At 63.8% G+C, this 17,761-nt stretch carries 17 protein-coding genes; 8 read left to right on the plus strand and 9 right to left on the minus strand.

What is annotated here, in order from left to right; translation table 11 throughout:
- Positions 1-581: 581 nt before the first annotated feature.
- Positions 582-1,172: a MarC family protein gene (locus tag ACZ9GA_RS25395; protein ID WP_455925288.1), complete on the plus strand. Its 591-nt coding sequence runs from the start codon at positions 582-584 to the stop codon at positions 1,170-1,172.
- A gap of 3 nt (positions 1,173-1,175) precedes the next feature.
- Here ACZ9GA_RS25395 and ACZ9GA_RS25400 read toward each other — a convergent pair whose 3' ends face one another.
- The 7 genes from ACZ9GA_RS25400 to cobG form a co-directional block, all read right to left on the minus strand.
- The gene (locus tag ACZ9GA_RS25400) at positions 1,176-1,811 is read right to left on the minus strand and encodes a hypothetical protein (RefSeq protein ID WP_457359935.1); all 636 of its coding nucleotides are present in this window, start codon (positions 1,809-1,811) and stop codon (positions 1,176-1,178) included.
- Positions 1,808-2,476: a hypothetical protein gene (locus ACZ9GA_RS25405; protein WP_457359934.1), complete on the minus strand. Its 669-nt coding sequence runs from the start codon at positions 2,474-2,476 to the stop codon at positions 1,808-1,810. The genes ACZ9GA_RS25400 and ACZ9GA_RS25405 overlap by 4 nt, the downstream gene beginning before the upstream one ends.
- 56 nt (positions 2,477-2,532) lie before the next feature.
- On the minus strand, positions 2,533-3,291 hold the full coding sequence (locus ACZ9GA_RS25410; RefSeq protein ID WP_457359932.1) for a hypothetical protein: 759 nt from the start codon (positions 3,289-3,291) through the stop codon (positions 2,533-2,535).
- A gap of 190 nt (positions 3,292-3,481) precedes the next feature.
- Positions 3,482-5,182: a precorrin-3B C(17)-methyltransferase gene (gene cobJ / locus ACZ9GA_RS25415; RefSeq protein ID WP_457359930.1), complete on the minus strand. Its 1,701-nt coding sequence runs from the start codon at positions 5,180-5,182 to the stop codon at positions 3,482-3,484.
- On the minus strand, positions 5,182-5,913 hold the full coding sequence (locus tag ACZ9GA_RS25420; RefSeq protein WP_457359928.1) for a precorrin-2 C(20)-methyltransferase: 732 nt from the start codon (positions 5,911-5,913) through the stop codon (positions 5,182-5,184). Before ACZ9GA_RS25420 ends, cobJ begins: the two co-directional genes overlap by 1 nt.
- Positions 5,913-6,539 carry a precorrin-8X methylmutase gene (locus ACZ9GA_RS25425; protein ID WP_457359926.1) on the minus strand — a complete coding sequence of 209 codons (627 nt, stop codon included), beginning with the start codon at positions 6,537-6,539 and terminating at the stop codon, positions 5,913-5,915. The genes ACZ9GA_RS25420 and ACZ9GA_RS25425 overlap by 1 nt, the downstream gene beginning before the upstream one ends.
- Positions 6,532-7,824, minus strand: coding sequence for a precorrin-3B synthase (cobG, locus tag ACZ9GA_RS25430; protein ID WP_457359925.1), 1,293 nt, complete (start codon positions 7,822-7,824; stop codon positions 6,532-6,534). Before cobG ends, ACZ9GA_RS25425 begins: the two co-directional genes overlap by 8 nt.
- Before the next feature lie 118 nt (positions 7,825-7,942).
- On the opposite strand from cobG, the gene cbiE reads away from it, so the two are divergent.
- The 3 genes from cbiE to ACZ9GA_RS25445 are packed head-to-tail and all read left to right on the plus strand — an operon-like array spanning position 7,943 to position 10,939.
- Entirely contained in the window at positions 7,943-9,154 is a 1,212-nt protein-coding gene (gene cbiE, locus ACZ9GA_RS25435; RefSeq protein WP_457359923.1) for a precorrin-6y C5,15-methyltransferase (decarboxylating) subunit CbiE, read from the plus strand.
- Positions 9,147-10,232 carry a cobalt-precorrin-5B (C(1))-methyltransferase gene (locus ACZ9GA_RS25440; RefSeq protein ID WP_457359921.1) on the plus strand — a complete coding sequence of 362 codons (1,086 nt, stop codon included), beginning with the start codon at positions 9,147-9,149 and terminating at the stop codon, positions 10,230-10,232. The genes cbiE and ACZ9GA_RS25440 overlap by 8 nt, the downstream gene beginning before the upstream one ends.
- Positions 10,229-10,939: a cobalt-precorrin-6A reductase gene (locus tag ACZ9GA_RS25445; protein ID WP_457359919.1), complete on the plus strand. Its 711-nt coding sequence runs from the start codon at positions 10,229-10,231 to the stop codon at positions 10,937-10,939. Before ACZ9GA_RS25440 ends, ACZ9GA_RS25445 begins: the two co-directional genes overlap by 4 nt.
- A 68-nt stretch (positions 10,940-11,007) precedes the next feature.
- Here ACZ9GA_RS25445 and ACZ9GA_RS25450 read toward each other — a convergent pair whose 3' ends face one another.
- Entirely contained in the window at positions 11,008-12,120 is a 1,113-nt protein-coding gene (locus ACZ9GA_RS25450; protein ID WP_457359917.1) for a hypothetical protein, read from the minus strand.
- 11 nt (positions 12,121-12,131) lie between these two features.
- Entirely contained in the window at positions 12,132-12,950 is an 819-nt protein-coding gene (locus ACZ9GA_RS25455; protein ID WP_457359916.1) for a hypothetical protein, read from the minus strand.
- Between the two features lie 276 nt (positions 12,951-13,226).
- Here ACZ9GA_RS25455 and ACZ9GA_RS25460 point away from each other — a divergent pair, with 276 nt between their 5' ends.
- The 4 genes from ACZ9GA_RS25460 (at position 13,227) to ACZ9GA_RS25475 (ending at position 17,643) form a co-directional block, all read left to right on the plus strand.
- Positions 13,227-13,673: a copper chaperone PCu(A)C gene (locus ACZ9GA_RS25460; RefSeq protein WP_457359914.1), complete on the plus strand. Its 447-nt coding sequence runs from the start codon at positions 13,227-13,229 to the stop codon at positions 13,671-13,673.
- Between the two features lie 3 nt (positions 13,674-13,676).
- On the plus strand, positions 13,677-14,078 hold the full coding sequence (locus ACZ9GA_RS25465) for a DUF2946 domain-containing protein (protein ID WP_457359912.1): 402 nt from the start codon (positions 13,677-13,679) through the stop codon (positions 14,076-14,078).
- Positions 14,079-14,165: 87 nt separating this feature from the next.
- A complete protein-coding gene (locus ACZ9GA_RS25470) occupies positions 14,166-16,211 on the plus strand; it encodes a TonB-dependent copper receptor (RefSeq protein WP_457359910.1) in 2,046 nt (681 codons plus the stop codon).
- 58 nt (positions 16,212-16,269) lie between these two features.
- Positions 16,270-17,643: a PepSY-associated TM helix domain-containing protein gene (locus ACZ9GA_RS25475; protein WP_457359908.1), complete on the plus strand. Its 1,374-nt coding sequence runs from the start codon at positions 16,270-16,272 to the stop codon at positions 17,641-17,643.
- The last annotated feature ends 118 nt before the right edge of the window (positions 17,644-17,761 follow it).

Here is a 17,761-nt window from a genome sequence, read left to right on the forward strand (position 1 = left end):
TGTAGCCGCTGCCGCCAGGCTGCGCCGGCCGGCGTGAACCCTAAAGATCCCTAGCGAGGCACAAGGCCAGCGCAGCCTGCGGCAGCGGCTACAGGCGATCCATGTAGCCGCTGCCGCCAGGCTGCGCTGGCCGGTGTGAACCCTAAAGATCCCTAGCGAGGCACAAGGCCAGCGCAGCCTTCGGCAGCGGCTACAGGCGATCCATGTAGCCGCTGCCGCCAGGCTGCGCTGGCCGGTGTGAACCCTAAAGATCCCTAGCGAGGCACAAGGCCAGCGCAGCATTCGGCAGCGGCTACAGGCGATCCATGTAGCCGCTGCCGCCAGGCTGCGCTGGCCGGCGTGAACCCTAAAGATCCCTAGCGAGGCACAAGGCCAGCGCAGCCTGCGGCAGCGGCTACAGGCGATCCATGTTGCCGCTGCCGCCAGGCTGCGCCGGCCGGCGTGAACCCTGAAGTTCCCCAGCGAGGCACAGGGCCAGCGCAGCCTGCGGCAGCGGCTACAGGTGCGATTTAAAGCTCGCGGGCGTGACGGCTCGCACTATAGACTTTGCCCTCGCCCATCCCGCCCGAGCCTTGACCATGCTGCAAACGTTGTTCAGCGTTTACCTGAAGATGCTGGTGCTCTACAGCCCGTTCTTCGTTCTGTCGTGCTTCATCGGCCTGTCACGCGGCTACTCCCTGAAAGAACGCAAACGCCTGGCGTGGAAGGTGGCCTTGGGTGTGTTGATCGCCAGCGTGCTGCTGTATCTGTTCGGCCGGGTGATTTTCAACGTGTTCGGCATCACCGCCGACGCCTTCCGCATCGGCGCCGGCAGTGTGCTGTTCATCTCGGCACTGGGCATGGCCCAAGGCAAATCAGGGGTGCAGACCGACAACGTGCAGCAGGACGTGACCATCGTGCCGCTGACTATCCCCATCACCGTCGGCCCCGGCACCATCGGCGCGCTGCTGGTGATGGGCGTCAGCCAGCCGCACTGGGATGACAAGCTGATGGCCATCCTCAGCATCGCGCTGGCCAGTTTTACCGTGGGGCTGGTGCTTTACCTGTCCAACCGCATCGAGCGCTTGCTGGGCGAACAGGGCTTGCAGATCGTCAGCCGTCTGATGGGGCTGTTCGTCTGCGCCCTGGCTGCGCAGATCATCTTTACCGGGATTAAGGGCTACCTGTCCTGAACGTCATAGTTCCTGGCGCAGCAAGCGGCGCAGGCTAGTCCCGATCAGTGCCTTGCGAATGTCGTCACGGAAGAATGCCGAATAGTCGTGAGGCTGGAACAGGTATACGCCACCGTTGATACGGATGATGATTTCCCCGTCGAGCGGGCCAGAACTGCCACCGGCGCGGTGGCCCTTCACGGTTTTCACATGGACGCCGACGGTCATCAGGATGATTTCCCCATGGCGGTTGCGCTCGCAAGGCACCACCTGCCAGGACTGCAAGGTGTCGCCGGCCCTGCCATGCTTGAAAAAGGTTTCGGCAAAGCCGTAGATATCCAGCTTCTGCAGGGCCTGGGCACCGAGCGCCCAGAAGCGCTCGGGGTCATCGTCATGGCCATGAATGTTGAGATTGATCGCCTCGATCTCGTCCAGAGCGGAGATGAACAGAGGCCCCGTGGCAATGGTGCTGCGCATTTCGCAGCCATACCGGCGCAAGCGATTGCTGTGGTAGTCCACCCACCCCTTCCAGTTCTCGTTGCGGTCGCGGGCGTTGCTCCCCATACGGTCGGCGTACTGCAGCAGGTCGCAGATATCGTCACGAATTTCATCCGACAGCCCTGGCCCGAACGCCACCACGCCACTGTTTGGCTCGATCATGGCTGGCCCCCTGGTAAATCGACACGCACAGGCTTGCCGTCGGCACGCCTGGCCAACCGCTCAAGGATGACAGGCTTGAACTGATGGAATGACAGACCGTCAGGCTCACCGCACAACCAGCAAACGCTGACCTCCCCGACTACGCCAGGGCCACTGAAGGTTTCTTTCAGCAGGTCCGGCAACGAAGGGTGGCGCAGCTCAAACCGGATCAGCACCGTGTCCAGTCGATGACGGGAATGGGCGCTGCCCAGCAGCAGGTTTACCTCGTGGATTGGCTGGTCTCCCACCATCCGCGTGCGTAAGGACTGGCGCAGCCATTGTTGCGGCACCTGGGCGGGTGACGCGAAGAGTGACTGAACGGTATCGAGGCGGCATACACCGGTCATGGTATGCAGCGATGCGATCAGTTGACCCACATCGAGCACCGCGACACGTTGGTGGTGGCTGCCCTTCTCCAGCACCCGCCAGCCAAAAGCCTTCATCACCTGCTCATATTTATCGAACCAGCCAGGCGCCGCACCGGACTTCTCGACCTGCCGGGTGGCCGCGAATTGAAAATAAAGAGAGGACTTGAGCAATATGTCCCGCTGCCAAGCGGCCATGCCTGACTCGACACAGACCAACTGCCCCCCATCAAGCCAGGCTTCGTAGTTACTCAAAGACATGGAATGCCTCCTTGCCGAGTGGAAGGGCGCACGGGTGGCCCCGTGCGCCTGCGCGATCAGTCGATGTCGTATTCGGCAATGGCACTTGCAGCCTTGCCTACCAGCTTCGCCGCGACGGTTGCGCGGGTTGCCGCGATCAGCATCGGGTTCATGACAAAGGATGTGGCGCCTTGGTAGATCTCCACCGACCCACTGTCCCAATTGCTGAACAGCACACTGGTAGCATTAGTCTGGCTGGCGTAATGGACGGTACCCAGGGCCAGAATGACATCGCCTTCCGGCGTCTGCACGGCGCTGCCCAGGCCGAAGCTGCCACCGCGGTCGCTGCGCACATGACGTTCAAAGACATTGAGCGGGCCTTCTTTCTTGGCTAGTGCTTCGATGGCCTTGCGAGCGCCGTCGACGGCGGTGATCGCCGTCACACCCGACATGGCCGCCGTGACCACGGCGCCCTTGAGGATTTCTACGGCAACCTCTTCCATGGTGAACTGCTGCTTCTTGCTGCTGTGCTGGCGGTAGGTATTGTTGATTTCCACCCAACCGCAGTCCTTCATGACTTGGCGAAATTTGGCGTACCAGTCTTCGCCCTGACCCGACTTCACTGCCTTGTCAGCCACCTTGGTAGCAAGCAGGTAAGTGTTCATCGCATCCTGCTTGCGCTCGCTGTCGATGCCGGTGACAAACGACAGGACGGAGTTGCCCACCACCGCCGCGCTAGTGTCCACCTCGTCCTCGACGCCTTTTACCGAAAGCTGATAGTTGGCGATCCTGGCGAGCCGTGTTTCAACAGTGACCTTTTCGTGCAGATGTGCCATCACGTATTCCCTTGCGCAATGCGGCTCCGGGGTGGAACCGATGGCCACAAGGTACGAACAGCGCTGGGGCGGTGGCACAGGGAAGCAGCTCACGGAGGGTGAGCTGCCTGTGCAAAGGGGCAGGCTGAGAGGAAAGCCTGACTCGATCAGGTGGTGCTTCCTACACAATAAAGTGTAGAAAACTAACCCGTCACGGGCGTTGCCCGTACCAGCGCGGCGTGTAGACCCAGCTGCCACCCTCGGCGCGGGGGAAGGCGCAGGTCGTGGAGGAACCGACCAACACCATGGTGCGCATGTCCACCTGCTCCGGCGTCAACTCACCCAGGGTGATGTTGCGCAGGGTCTGCCCTGGTCGGCCGATGTCGCGCCCCAATACCACGGGGGTTTCGGGGCTGCGATGCAGGCGCACGATTTCCAGCGCGCGGCCCAGCTGCCAAGGGCGTGAGCGCGAGATGGGATTGTAGAACGCCAGCGCCAGGTCAGCCTGACAGGCCAGGTCCAGGCGTTTTTCGATGATGTCCCAGGGCTTGAGGTTGTCCGACAGTGACATCACGCAGAAGTCATGCCCCAGCGGTGCGCCGGCCTGGGCAGCAGTCGCCAAACTGGCCGAAACGCCCGGCAAAATCTCCAGCTCGACGTTGTGCCACGCCGCCTCACTGGACTCGTGCAGCGCTTCCAGCACCGCCGCGGCCATGGCGAACACGCCCGGGTCACCCGAGGACACCACCACCACCGAACGGCCCTGAGCCGCCAACTCGAAGGCGTGCCGGGCACGCTGCATTTCTTCGCGGTTGTCGGTGCAATGCATCACCTGATCAGGACGGAACGGCCCGGCCATGCGCACGTAGGTCTCGTAGCCGAGGATATCGTTGGCACGCGCCAGCTCGGCCTTCACCGCTGGCACCATCAGTTCGGCCGCACCCGGGCCCAGGCCGATGACCGCCAACCGTCCGCGTTCGCGGCCGATGTGCTGCACGTCCAGCGGCTGCTTGGCCACCACGATGGCCAGTTGCGGGTTCACGCTCAGGGCTGGCAGCAATTGCGGCACGGCGCGTTCGGCCAGTTCGCAAACGCTGTCGGCCGGTGCCGCGAAGCGCAAGGCCACGCCCAATTCGCGGGCCGCGTCGCGCAACGCCGGGCTGGCCATCTGCGTATCATTGGCCAGCAGGCAGGCCAGCGATGGCAAGGCGATACGCGCCTGTTGCAGGGCTGCGCGCACGCTGGCGGCGATGTCCGCCAGGCCAGCGTCCACTGCTACCAACACATTCTTCGGGTAGATCAGCAATTCATTGGCCGACGGCTCACGGGCCGTACAGCCCACGTGAATGGCCAATTGCGCGTGATCGTCCTGGGGCAGGCGCGCGTCGGCCAGCCAAGGGGCGGCGCCCTCGATGCGCACGCTTTCACCGGCCAGCAGGTCGCTGACGAAACGCTTGCCCAGCTCCAGGTCCGCCAGGGCATAGCCGCTGGGCGGGTTTAGCAGGCAGGTGCCAAAACGCAGCTCGCCGCTGGTGGTAATCGCGGCAGCAACGCCCAGGCCGGCGCCCAGTTGGCGGGCCATGACATTGACGCCGCCCAGGCCGCCCAGCAGCGGCACAACGGCACTACCGTCTTCAGCCACGGCCAGCACGGGCGGCTCGGCGCCCTTGTCCAGCAACACGCCTGCCAGACTACGGATGACGATGCCGGCAGCGCACAGGGCGATGATCGGCGTGTCCTGCTGGTACAGCTGGCGCAAGGTAGCGCCGAAATCGGCGTAGCTGCGATCAGCGCCCTCGACCCGTTCGGCCAGGCCGTGGATCAGCGCATCAGGGTAGATTTGCTGGATGCGGTGCGCGGTGGCCAGGCTGCCATTGCCAAGGATGACAATCGCCGGTGCATTGGAATTCATCAGCCCTGCCACCTTTCGCCCGGAACAATGATCAGCGAGAAGTACGGCGACGAGGTCGGGTCCACTTCATCGATGGGCACGATTTTCTGGTTGGCCATGGTGGCGCGCTCCACGTATAGCGCACGCTCGGCCAGGCCCAGTTCGGCCAGCACGTCGCGTACCTTGGGGAAGTTGCGGCCCAGTTTCATGATCACTGCAGCGTCAGCGTCGGCCAGGCGGCGCTTGAGTTCTTCGTGGGGCAGCACACCGGACAGCACCGACAGGCTCTGGTTGCGATACACCAGTGGCGCGCCCAGCACCGAGGCGCCGCCCAGCATCGAGCACACGCCCGGAATCACCTGCGCCTCGTAGCGCTCGGCCAGGCGGTCGTGCAGGTACATGTAGGAACCGTAGAACATCGGGTCGCCTTCGCAGATCACCGCCACGTCGCGGCCGGCGTCCAGGTGCGCGGCCACATCCACGGCGGCGGTGTCGTAGAAGTCGCTGATCACTTGTTCATAGGACAGCGGCGCGGGCAGCGCCTCGGTGGTCACCGGGTACACCAACGGCAGCAGGGTCTGGGCCTGTTGCAGGTGGGCTTCGATGATGCCGAAGGCGTTACCCTTCTTACCCTTGGCCACGAAATACGCCACCACCGGCGATTCGCGCAGCAGGCGCAAGGCCTTGACGGTGATCAGCTCCGGGTCACCCGGGCCTACGCCCAGGCCCAGCAAACGTCCACGAGCCTGCATTATTCGACCTCCGTGGCCAGGGCGTTGACCGCCGCCGACGCCATGGCGCTGCCGCCGCGACGGCCTTCGACGATGACGAACGGGATGCCGCGGCTGTCGGCGGCCAGCATGGCCTTGGACTCTGCCGCGCCGACGAAGCCCACCGGGAAGCCGAGGATCAGCGCCGGTTTAGGGGCGCCGGCGTCGATCATTTCCAGCAGGTAGAACAATGCGGTCGGCGCATTGCCGATCACCACCACCGCGCCTTCCAGGTGCGGGCGCCACAGCTCCAGTGCCACGGCCGAACGGGTGTTGCCCAGCTGCTGAGCCATTGCCGGCACGCTTTCATCGCGCAGGGTGCAGATCACTTCGTTGTTGGCCGGCAGGCGCGCGCGGGTGATGCCTTCGGCCACCATGCGGGCGTCGCACAGGATCGGCGCGCCCTTGGCCAGCGCATCGCGACCGGCCTTGCCGGCCCCGGGCGAGAAGCGCAGGTATTGCACCACGTCCACCAGGCCACAGGCGTGGATCACTCGCACGGCGAGTTTTTCCAGGTCTGCCGGGATACCGCTCAGGTCCGCCTCGGCGCGAATGATGGCGAAGGAGTTGCGATAGATCTCCTGACCGTCGCGGATGTAATCAATCATGGTGTTGCTCCGTGGGCAGGCGCGCCAGCAGGTCGCTGGCGGCGTGCAGGTCTAGATTGCGCGCGCGCAGGGCACCGAAGCCCGGTTGCCCGGCGTCACGCAGATACAGGTCGTAATGGCCGGCCGAGGTGGCCAGCAGGGTGGCCGGCGCCACATGGGCGGCGGCGCAGGATCGGGTGCAGCCACTCAGGTGCACGGCTTGCGCGGCAGGCAGCAGGGTGGCCAGCAGGCGCGCATCGGCCTTGGTGTCGGCCAGGCCTTTCTTGCAGCCGTCGCTGCCGGTGCAAGCGATCAGCCCGGCCAGCGGCTGGCTGGCGCTGCACAGCAGGCCCAAGGCCTGAAGCGCCAGCGTCAACGCCGGGGCGTCGACCACATTGGGCAGGATCAGGCTTTGCCAAGGCGTCAGGCGTAGCGTGCCGTCGCCGTATTGCTCGGCCAGCCGGGCCAGCCCGCGCAACATCGGCGGGTCGAGACGGCCCAGGGCTGGCGCGGCGCCGACGAACACTTTGCCCGCGTGGCGCTGTGGATAAGTGCCCAGGCAGTCGCTGCCCGCCTTGCGCACCGGGAACGGGCCCAGGCGCAGGGTGACGGCCAGCGGGGCGATGAAATCCTCGGCACTGACGTGCGCAAGCACATGGCGCATGCGCGTCTGCTCGGGGCTGGCCAGGTCGAGGAAGCGCTCCAGCACGGCCATCACCAGGTCATGGCCCTGATGCAGCGGCACGGCGGCCAGTGCCTGCCCCGGGCAGCCGGCCAGGCCGAAGCCCAGCCAGATGTCACCGCCCAGTTGCAGCGGCGCCAACCACAGGTCATGGGCATGCTCATGCATGGCCAGGGCTTCGCCGCCATCGAGCAGCACGGCGAACTTGGCCGACAGTTCATGCAGACGCTCGCGGCGTTGCAGGCTGTCGAGGATCTGCGCAGCCAACGGTCGGGTATCGAACAGCATTTGCGGATCGATACCGGCGGCGGGGCTGAGCATCAGATTACGCACATCGTCGCCACCGCTGCTGCGCGGGCCAAGCCCTGCGGCCAGCAGGCCTTCCAGCATCGCCGGGTGCGAGCCGGTGATGCCGCGAATCTGCAGGTTGGCGCGGTTAGTGGCCTCGACCACGCCGCCGGCGAAGCGCTCGGCCGCCTCGGCCACGGCGCGCGCCTGGGCGGCACTCAGTTCACCACCGGCCAGCTTGATGCGGCAGATGCCGCCGTCCAGCGCCTGGACGATGCGCAACAACCCCGGGCAGGCCGAGGGGCGGATCGAAGCAGAGGGCTGAGGTGGGCTCAAGAGGGCATCCGGCAATCGTGAAAAGGCGTTGTCAGTGTAGAAGGCGCGGTATTATGCCTGCTTTGTCCGAGCGCATGAAAAGCCTGCCGGTCGGATTAGCTGGTTATGAGGAAGATTCATGTCACCCTGGCTGACTATCGTGGGTATTGGCGAGGACGGTTACCCCGGCCTTGGCAAGTCCGCACGCCATGCCCTGCTCAATGCCACGCGCATCGTTGGCAGCCCGCGCCAGCTTGAGCTGCTGCCCCACTGCATCCGCGCCGAGCGCCAGCCTTGGCCCAGCCCGTTTTCGCTGGCACCCGTGCTGGCATTGCGCGGCACGGCGGTGTGCGTGCTGGCCAGCGGCGACCCGATGCTGTTTGGCGTCGGCGCCAGCCTGGCGCGCCAGGTGGCTCAGGATGAACTGTTGATCCATCCCGCACCGTCGTCCCTGTCCCTGGCCGCTGCCCGCCTGGGCTGGGCTTTGCAGGACGTGGTCACGCTGTCGGTGGTCGCCCGCCCGGTGGCGGCGCTCAATGCCCACCTGGCCAACGGCGTGCGCTTGCTGGTGCTGAGCAATGATGGCAGCAGCCCCGCGGCCATCGCCCAGTTACTGCGCGAGCGCGGCTACGGTGACAGCCCGATGACCGTGCTGGAGCACCTGGGTGGTCCCGCCGAACAGCGCCTGTCCTTCACCGCCTGCGGATGCCCCGACGCGCCAGTGGCCGACCTCAACGTGGTGGCCATCGACTGCCGCGCCGCCCTCGACGCGCCGCGCCTGTCGCGCCTGGCCGGCCTGCCCGATAGCGCCTTCCGCCACGATGGCCAGATCACCAAGCGCGACGTGCGCGCCATCACCCTCGCCCGCCTGGCCCCGCAGCCCGGCGAACTATTGTGGGACGTGGGCGCCGGCAGCGGTTCGATCGGCATCGAATGGATGCGTGCGCACCCCAGCTGCCGCACCCTGGCGATCGAAAGCGACGACGGCCGCCAGCAACTGATCGAACACAACCGTGACGCCCTGGGCGTGCCCGGCCTGCAACTGATCCGCGGCCGCGCGCCCCAGGCGATGGACGGCCTGGAGCGCCCGGACGCGATTTTCATCGGCGGCGGCGTCACCCGCGAGGGCGTGTTCGCAGCCTGCTGGCAGCAGCTCAAACCCGGCGGCCGCCTGGTGGCCAACGCCGTCACCCTGCAAAGCGAGCTGGCCCTGGCCCACTGGCGCGAACAACACGGCGGCGACCTCACCCGCATCCACGTGGCCCAGGCGCAGCCGCTGGGCGAGTTCGACACCTGGCGGCAGGCGCTGCCCATCACCCTGCTGGAACTGGTCAAACCCCTTGATGCGTGACGAAACCGCCGAACAACCCTCACCCCTGCGCAGCGGCCTGACCACCGGCAGCTGCGCCACCGCCACCAGCCTGGCCGCCGCACGCCTGCTGCTGACCGGCCAGGCGCTGGACGCTGCGCAAATCACCTTGCCCAAGGGCAAGCAGGTGGAGATGCGCCTGGAGTTCTGCCGGCGGCTCGACGCTGGCGCCGAAGCCGGCACCATTAAAGACGCCGGCGACGACCCGGACGTGACCCATGGCGCCCTGCTGTACTCGCGGGTGCGGCTGGTCGCTGACGGCATCCGTTTCGTGGCCGGCGAAGGGGTGGGCACCGTCACCCGCCCCGGCCTGGTGCTGGGCGTGGGCGAGCCGGCGATCAATCCGGTGCCCCGGCGCATGATCACCGAGCACCTCGCGGCGCTGGCTTTGGAGTGCGGCTACGGCGGCGGCTTCGAAGTGACGGTCAACGTGCGGGACGGCGCCGCCCTGGCGCTCAAGACCATGAACCCGCGCCTGGGCATTCTCGGTGGCCTGTCGATCCTGGGCACCAGCGGCATCGTGCGGCCGTTCTCCTGTGCGGCCTACATCGCCTCGATCCATCAGGGCATCGACGTGGCCACCACCAACGGCTTCATGCACATCGCCGCCTGCACCGGCAACGCCAGCGAAGACACCATGCGCCGGGTGTACAACCTGCCGGAAATCGCCCTGATCGAGATGGGCGACTTTGTCGGCGCGGTGCTCAAGCATCTGCGCAAGGTGCCTGTGGATAAACTCAGCTTGTGTGGCGGGTTTGGCAAGATCAGCAAGCTGGCGGCGGGGCACATGGACCTGCATAGCCGGCATTCGAGTATCAACCTTGAGCAATTGGCTGACTGGGCGGCGGGCATCGGTGCTGATGCACAGCTGCAGGCGGCTATTCGTGGCGCCAACACCAGTCAGCAAGCACTCGCCATGGCCAGTGCGGTAGGGATCAAGTTAGGCGATGAAGTGTGCCGCCATGCGCTGATTTTCGCCCGCAGCGTGGTACCGGCGCAGGTGCAGGTGGAAGTCTTCGCCATCGACCGGGTGGGCGGCATTGTGGGGGAAGCGCGTTGAAACGGATTCTGTTGCTGGGCGGCGTCACCGAGGCGCTGGCGATTGCTCGCACGTTGGGGCCTGAACATATCTACAGCCTGGCGGGTGTGGGCCGGGTGCCTACAGACCTGCGCTGCCAGGTGCGGGTTGGCGGCTACGGTGGCGCCGAAGGGCTGGCAGCGTTTATCCGTGCCGAAGGCGTCGACCTGTTGATTGATGCAACCCACCCCTATGCCGCGCAGATCAGCGCCAATGCCGTGCTGGCGGCTTCAATGGCGGACGTTCCATGCTGGGCCTTGCGCCGCCCGGCCTGGCAGGCGCAGGCGGGGGATGACTGGCGCGAGTTTGAGGGGTGGCCGGCGTTGATCGAAGCGCTCAAACCGTTCAAGCGCCCGCTGTTCACGCTGGGGCGTGAGCCGTTGCAGCATCTGGATGAGATCCCCGAGGGGCAGTTCTGGACGTTGCGGGCCCTGGACAGTTGCCCGGGTAATGAGCGGTGCGAAGTGATTGGCGCACGCGGGCCGTTCCACATCGAGGATGAGCGGGCGCTGTTCGAGCGGCGGGGGATTGATGTGCTGATCAGCAAGAACAGTGGTAGTACCGCGACAGAGCCCAAACTCGAAGTGGCGCGGGAAAGAGGCGTGCCGGTGCTGGTCCTGGCGCGCCCGGTGTTGCCCGCTACAGACCGCGAGTTTTATTCAGTTACAGATCTGCTGCAGGCCTTGTAGGAGCCGACCTTGGTCGCGATGCAGGCACCACAGATCGGTGGTGATGCCATCGCGGCCAAGGCCGGCTCCTACACTTGATCGCATCTATTGTTGCCGACGACCCTTCGGGTTAAGCCCTCCTTATCCCGCTGGCCGAACGGAGGCAAATAAACAATCTGCTCAGACACCAGAAGCGGCTCGCCCTGCTGGCGCTCCAGGATAATGGTTGCCAGGCAGATACTCTCAGGGATCATGGTGGCAAGCGGCACATCAAAAAGGATATCCCAACCAACACCGGGCGACGCTACCTGCTGACGGTAAATGCTGTAATTGCGAGTATCGTAGATAAAAACATCGTGATAGAGGCATAGGGTGAGCAGGTCACCCTCTCGCTTGTCAAGGTACTCGGGGGCCTTGATCTGTAAAGAAGTGTCAACGCCACGAATGTTTCCATAATTATCAAGTTTGGGCCCAATCGTTTGGAGCCCAGGTGTTCGGCCTAACAGAAAAATCCCTGACGGCCCTTGTATCTCCACGCCCAACGCATTAACAACATAAAAAGCTGTCAAAAAACCTCCCATATGCGGAAGTATAAATTGACTCGGCACTGGCAGCACTACTCCCTTTCTCAAATTATCAGAATCAAGCACTATGTGGCGTACAAAAGCAGGCGCCGTACCAAGACCGCTGAGATAGATGGAAACCACATCACCCTCGCGCCGCGCCCCAGAAAACCTTAGAGACAGGTTCAGCCCTTTCAAAACCGCATCAGCTGGAATTCTATTTACATATCCTTGACGCTCAGCCTCAGCTATATCGATTTTGTACGTATCGACTGCAATAGCATAGAAGGATTGCTCCGATAGAATCAGCTCGTCGGAGGGGCCATAGGCGAACCACACTTCTTGATTCAAAAGCCGCAAAGCGTATTCTGGCTGGAGAAACCTGACAATCTGATGATTCTCATCAACATAAACTCGCGCGGCAAAACTGGCATTCTCATAGGGGCCAATCATAAATAGAGCTTCTTTACCCACTGGCCAGCTGGGGGGAACGTTTGCTCTTAACGTGAGACCACCTTTGGCGACGGTCTCGGAAATCTCAAAACCAACAGCCTCATCAATGGTAGGTGCCTCAAGAAATTCCTCTTTTTCGAAGCCCTCGACCGGGCTCAGCCGACCCCGAACAATCTGAATAGCCATGACATAGCTCCTTAATGAGAACGTGCCAGCCCAAGTTGCCGTTGATAAAAGTAAAATTGCACGCGAGGTCCCGAAAGCAAGGTTCCGTCAGGCTTTTCGACCAGGCTTATACTGGTCATTCCAATAGGCCGGCCAGCCCACTGAGGCGAGCCCGCAATCACCCCGATTTCAAAGGGTCGGTCTTCCATACGTCGCTCGAATAATGCGTAATCGTTGAGGACCGGGCGTTGGGACCCCACGTTAAAAACAACTTGATAGTCGTCCTCATCTACTGTCGAAAGCCCTGGAATCGTCATCGCAATCTTCTGGGCAGGGTCCTCGTAAGGAACCGGATAGACATCGTATCTAGCCCCCCAAGAGTCATTGACTATCAACCCAGGCAGCGCACCCTGGACTTCGTATGCACCACACAACCCTAAACGATCAACCCCTGCCGAACTGACACGCGCAAGCAAATAAAGCGTAGAATTGCTGCTAAGTAAAACCTCACTCGGCTCGATAAAAAACCTCACCGACAACCCAACGTCACGCACTTCAATAAGAAAATGCTTAATAACGCTGCCCATAGGTGCAGCGCTCAAACAGTAAACCGATAGCTCGTCGCCTTCACGCATGCCCACGTAAGGGCCAGCGCTGACTTCGATGCCTTGCCGTGCGTGCTCGGCACTGATGGTATAATTCTCGGCCCCGAGAATTTCCGGAGCTGGTATTTCACCTTCTGCAACGTTACGGACTGGGGCCGGCGCCTTCAGCGGCCGCACATAGTTGCTGTATTCGGAGGTTGTCAGTAAGTTCCCCATCACATTTCCCTCAACCAGGTTATCTGTCATCGCATGCCAATGAAGCAACACTTGAATAAAGGCTAGGAGATTGTTCAGGCCGCTGCCGAATATTAACTAAATATCTTTTTACCAACCCGCCTTAGCAACTTATATTTTTCAGACTATGAGCTAACAGGATACGTCTCCAGCCTGTAACGTATTTGACGATATATGTCGTAACAGCTTAGAAATGCCCAGTTGCCCCACGAGGGGCTGCGCAACCCTGGGCTATCGTGGATAATCCCCCACCGCCGTCATCCCACACGCTGCTCATGGATATCCACCATGCTCAAGAAAGTGCTGTTAGCGTTGACCCTGCTGCTGCCCGCCTTCATGGCCCAGGCCAAGGACATCCAGGTGCTGCAACCCTGGTCCCAGGAACTGCCGCCCAACGCCCCCACGGTGGCTGCGTATTTCACCCTGCGCAACGACGGCAACACCGCCGATCGCCTGCTGAGCGCCGAAAGCCCTATCGCCGGCAGCGCCGAGATCCATCAGCACATGAACAGCGACGGCATGATGAAAATGGCCCACGTGGAGGCCGTGAACATCGGCGCCGGCGAGCAGGCCACGTTCCAGCCCATGGGCTATCACGTGATGCTGATCAACCTCAGCGACCGCAGCCAGTTGCAGGATGGCGGGCACTTCCCGCTGACACTACACTTCAAACAAGCCGGTGATATCACTGTGCAAGTAGTGGTCATGAAACAGCCCCCGGTAGCCAATCCCTAAGCCATGAGCCGCGCGAACCACCACAGGCCCCATGCCCCGCCCAACCGGCGGGCGACCTGGCTAAGCCTGTTCGCCATGCTGATGATGTTCCTCGGCCCGCTGGTTTCCCAGTCGATGCCGATGGAGCACGACCGCGCCATGCCCATGGAAATGTCCATGGACATGCCCGGCATGGACATGGGCGACCATCATGCGGACCCCACGCTGCACCCGCTGTGGGAAAAGTGCGGATACTGCAGCCTGTTCTTCCATACCCCGGCCCTGCCCCAGGCGCCCGGTTACCTGCCATTGGCCAAGCCACTGCCCGTGGCTGGCCTGGTTGCCCCCACCCAGCAAGGCCACGCCGCCCAGGCCGTGTTCCCTGGCGCCCGCACCCGCGCACCGCCTGCCATCCGTTTCGCCTAGCCCCTGATCACGTCGTGTTTCCCACGCTGCCCTCGCGGCGGCGGGCGTGCACCCGTGCCTTTGTGACTGATCGAAGTTGGATAAACCATGTCCAGGTCTACTGCTACCTTATTGCTGTCCCGTAAACGGACGGCCGCCGCGTTGTGCGGCACGCTTTTCTGCCCTGCGGCCTTTGCCGCCGAATTGATTGACGCAGCCGAACTGAGCCCCACGGTGATCACCGCCGTGGCGCCCAGCTCGCCGCTGACAGTCGTCACCAACCCCAAGGACCCGCGCCAGCCCGTACCGGCCAGCGACGGTGCCGATTACCTGAAAACCATCCCCGGCTTCTCCGCCATCCGCAGCGGCGGCACCAACGGCGACCCGGTGCTGCGCGGCCTGTTCGGCTCACGCCTGAACATCCTCACCAACGGCGGCAACGTACTGGGCGCCTGCCCCAACCGCATGGACGCGCCCACCTCCTACATCGCCCCGGAAACCTTCGATCGCCTGACCGTGATCAAGGGCCCGCAGACCGTGCAATGGGGCCCCGGCGCTTCGGCCGGCACCGTGCTGTTCGAGCGCGAGCCCGAGCACTTCGGCACGTTGGGCAGCCGCTTCAACGCCAGCCTGCTGGCCGGTTCCAACGGCCGCTTCGACAAGGTGGTGGATGCCGCGGTAGGCAATGCCGATGGCTACGCCCGCTTTGTCGGCAACACCTCGCAGTCCGACGACTACAAGGATGGCAACGGCGACACCGTGCCCTCGCGCTGGGACAAATGGAACGGCGACGTGGCCCTGGGCTGGACGCCCGACGCCGACACCCTGCTGGAGTTGACCGCAGGCAAGGGCGATGGCGAATCGCGCTACGCCGGGCGCGGCATGGACGGCACCCAGTTCAAGCGCGAAAGCCTGGGGCTGCGCTTCGAGAAGTCGAACATCGGCGAGGTGCTGGACAAGGTCGAAGCCCAGGTCTACTACAACTACGCCGACCACGTGATGGACAACTACACCCTGCGCACGCCGTCCAGCAGTGGCGCGATGGCCAGTAACCCTGACCGCCGCACCTTGGGGGCGCGTATAAAGGCCACCTGGAAGTGGGCCGACTGGCAACTGCTGAGCGGTATCGACGCGCAGACCAGCCAGCACCGCAAGCGCAGCGCCATGGGCGTGGACGCCTACAAGGACGTGCCGCGCAGCAAGGACGCCGACATGCAGGATATCGGCGTGTTCAGCGAACTGACCTGGTACGTCAGCGGCAATGACCGTGTCATCGGCGGCGCCCGTGTGGATCGCGCCCAGGCGCGCGACTATCGGCAAACCACGGGCTCCGGGATGAGCGCCGTGGCCAATCCCACTGCCGATGAAACGCGCGAGCAAACGCTGCCCAGCGGCTTCCTGCGTTACGAGCATGATCTGGCCGCCGTCCCTGCCACCACCTACATCGGCCTGGGCCACGTGCAGCGCTTTCCGGATTACTGGGAGCTGTTCTCGCCCACCTCCGGCCCCGGCGCGGTCAACGCCTTCCACGACCTGAAACCGGAGAAAACCACGCAACTGGACTTCGGCCTGCAGTACAAGACCGAACAACTGGAAGCCTGGGCCTCCGGTTACGTCGGCCAGGTGCGCGACTTCATCCTGTTCGACTACAGCGGCGGCAGCTCCCAGGCGCGCAACATCGACGCGCGCATCCTGGGCGGCGAACTGGGCGCAGCCTACCGGCTCACCGAGGGCTGGAAAGCCGACGCCACCCTGGCCTACGCCTGGGGCAAGAACAGCAGCGACGGCCGCGCCCTGCCGCAAATGCCGCCGCTGGAATCGCGCATGGGCCTGACCTACGCCCAGGACAACTGGAGCGCCGGTGCGCTGTGGCGGCTGGTGGCCGCGCAGAACCGCGTGGACATCGGCGCTGGCAACGTCGTCGGCAAGGACTACGAAAAAAGCCCCGGCTTCGGCGTGTTCTCGCTCAACGGCGCCTACCGCATCAACCAGCACCTGAAGGTCAGCGCCGGCGTCGACAACCTGTTGAACAAGACCTACGCGGAACACCTGAACCTGGCGGGCAACGCCGGTTTCGGCTACCCCGCCAGCAACCCGCAGGCCGTGAACGAAACCGGTCGCACGCTGTGGACCAAGGTTGATTTCAGCTTCTGAACCCTTTCGGCGGCGCGTCTGGATCGCGCCGCCTTTTGCTACCGTGGAGCGCTCCCTGATGAGCAAGCCAACTACTAATTTCTACAACCTGGCCTGGCGCTGGCACTTCTACGCCGGGCTGTTCGTCGCCCCTTTCATGATCCTGCTGGCGATCACCGGGATCATCTACCTATTCAAGCCCCAGCTCGATCCGCTGATGTATCGCTCGCTGATGGTCGTCACCCCCGCCGAGCACACACTCAGCGCCGACGAACTGATGCAGCGCGTGCACAGCAGTTATCCACAGGACGGCATCACACAATACCTGCCCGCCACCGCCGCCGACCGCAGCGCGCAGTTCGTGCTGACCGCCAAGGGGCGTGAACTCAACGTGTTCATCAACCCCTACACCGGCACGGTGCTCGGCGACCAGGACGCCAAACTCAACCTGCAGGCCATCGCCCGCGCCCTGCATGGCGAGCTGATGATCGGCACCGTCGGCGACCGCCTGGTGGAGCTGGCCGCCGGCTGGGGCATTGTGCTGGTGGTGTCGGGCCTGTACCTGTGGTGGCCACGCGGCAAGGCCGGCGCCGGGGTGCTATGGCCGCGCCTGAACGCGCGCGGCCGGCTGTTCTGGCGCGACCTGCATGGCGTGCTGGGTTTCTGGGGCTCGGCGTTCCTGCTGCTGATGTTGCTCAGCGGCATGACCTGGACCGGCCTGTGGGGCAAGCAATTCGCCCAGGTGTGGAACACCTTCCCCGCCGCCATGTGGGACAACGTACCCAAGTCCGACGTGCAGGCCGGCGAGCTGAACAAAGCCAACCGCCAGACCGTGCCGTGGGCGCTGGAAAACACGCCGATGCCCATGTCCGGTGGCGCCCATGCCGAGCACATGGCCCACGGCGGCCACATGCAGATGCCGGCCGATCCGTTGATCAGCCTGCAGCAGGTGGTAGACCTGGCCACAGCGCAGCGGATTGAGCCGGGCTACAGCATCACCCTGCCGACCACCGACACCGGCGTGTTCACCGTCTCGGTGTTCGCCGACGACCCACGCAACGATGCGACCCTGCACGTCGACCAATACACCGGCGAAGTGCTGGCAAGCGTCGGCTGGAAAGACTACGGCCCCGTCGCACGCGCCACCGAAGCCGGGGTGATGCTGCATGAAGGGAAGATGTTCGGGCCGTTCAACCAGATCGTGATTCTGCTGGTGTGCCTGATGATCCTGCTGGGCTCGGCGAGCGGCTTGATCATGTGGTGGAAACGCCGGCCCGTGGGGCAACTGGGGGTGCCGCCGTTGCGGCATGATTTGCCGAAATGGAAAGTGGCGATCGGCATCATGGTTGCGCTGGGGGTGATGTTTCCACTGGTGGGGGTGTCGTTGGCGGTGGTGTGGGTAATCGAGTGGGCGTTGGCGCGTATTCCAAGCTCGAGCGCGGTGCACTCGTAGCAGCCCAGGCCATGGCACGTTGCAACAAATGTAGCACCGGCCGTTAGGCCGGGTCGCGCCGCGCGGGCGGCGCTCGATCTAAAGGGCACAACAACAATCAAGACAGGCGGGTGGTAGC

It is taken from the genome of Pseudomonas sp. TE3644 (assembly GCF_056278815.1).